Here is a 1,038-nt window from a genome sequence, read left to right as displayed (position 1 = left end):
TTTGGGGCATAAATGATTTAGACAAACGACCAGAACGGGTCACCTCGTATTGACAGCCTCTCCCTGACTCCCCCAAAATCCCGTCGTGCTCCTGACATTATTTTTTGTCCTGGGAAATGAATTACCCATTGACCTGATGATTTTCGTTTATTAGCGTAGTCAGACTTATCGATGATCCGGTCGCTTGTAAGGATCACCTTCGGGCAGCGACAGCAACACTCCTGTAGCCTGCAAGGGAGTACACAACCGTGTGGTACATCTGCGCACCTTTGGAAGCAGATATCGTCAGTCTGATGACGATGAAGGTTTCTTAATCTCATCCATCATGGCCAACAGGCCAGTCACCCAACGGGGAACACGTTTCCCATTGGGTCAGGTGTTCCCCGTTGTTTTATCAGGAGAATACCATGCAACAAAATACCACCCCGGCCACGGTGCACACTGTGTCCGCGGCTGAATTATCCCCTTTTGCTGAAATTTTTCCGCACACCGGTTCACTGGAACTGATGTTGCTGGAGCACACGTTCATTAAAGCCGCTGCCGGGCTTTGTGACGATGACCGGTGTGACCGATGGCGGTACCGGAAAGTGTCAGACAGCATCGCCTATATCGTGTCGGCACGGTCGGATTCGTTTGTGGTCAACGTGGATACGACTGACTTTAAAGGCGAAGTCTCCGCTGATGCCTTTGGGCTGATGGTGACCCTGAGTGTATTGGGTTATCTGACGGCCCTGATGAAGCTGGACGGGTACGCTGAGCGGTTTTGCGCCCTGCGTGAATATGCGTGGCAACATCCTCAGGCTCAGTGTATCCGGGCGGCTCTGGGCTTAAAGGGAGAACGAGATGCCAAGTAATGAACTGATTATGCTGGACAGTCTTGCACTGTCGGTCGTGTTTCCCGACAAAACCCCGCTGGAACGGTTGTTTCTGGGTTTCCTGCTGGCGAATACTGCCTCACAGAGTTGTGTGGTGAATATCGTCCTGCGCAGTGGAGCAGCCGGAACGTGTCTGAATCACTGACGTATATGATACCCACAG

At 51.9% G+C, this 1,038-nt stretch carries 3 protein-coding genes; all 3 read left to right on the top strand.

Annotated features, from left to right (window positions below):
* The first annotated feature begins 250 nt into the window (after positions 1–250).
* Genes PSI23_RS21525 through PSI23_RS21515 form a run of 3 tightly spaced genes read left to right on the top strand, consistent with a single transcriptional unit; the run spans position 251 to position 1,020 of the window.
* Positions 251–457: a hypothetical protein gene (locus tag PSI23_RS21525; protein ID WP_273556985.1), complete on the top strand. Its 207-nt coding sequence runs from the start codon at positions 251–253 to the stop codon at positions 455–457.
* Entirely contained in the window at positions 408–854 is a 447-nt protein-coding gene (locus PSI23_RS21520; protein WP_306309664.1) for an antirestriction protein, read from the top strand. Before PSI23_RS21525 ends, PSI23_RS21520 begins: the two co-directional genes overlap by 50 nt.
* Positions 844–1,020, top strand: coding sequence for a hypothetical protein (locus PSI23_RS21515; RefSeq protein ID WP_273556983.1), 177 nt, complete (start codon positions 844–846; stop codon positions 1,018–1,020). The genes PSI23_RS21520 and PSI23_RS21515 overlap by 11 nt, the downstream gene beginning before the upstream one ends.
* Positions 1,021–1,038: the final 18 nt, after the last annotated feature.

The sequence above is a fragment of the Xenorhabdus yunnanensis genome, assembly GCF_028598805.1.
In the GTDB taxonomy this organism is placed as follows: domain Bacteria; phylum Pseudomonadota; class Gammaproteobacteria; order Enterobacterales; family Enterobacteriaceae; genus Xenorhabdus; species Xenorhabdus yunnanensis.
This window is presented reverse-complemented; position numbering and strand designations above follow the sequence as displayed.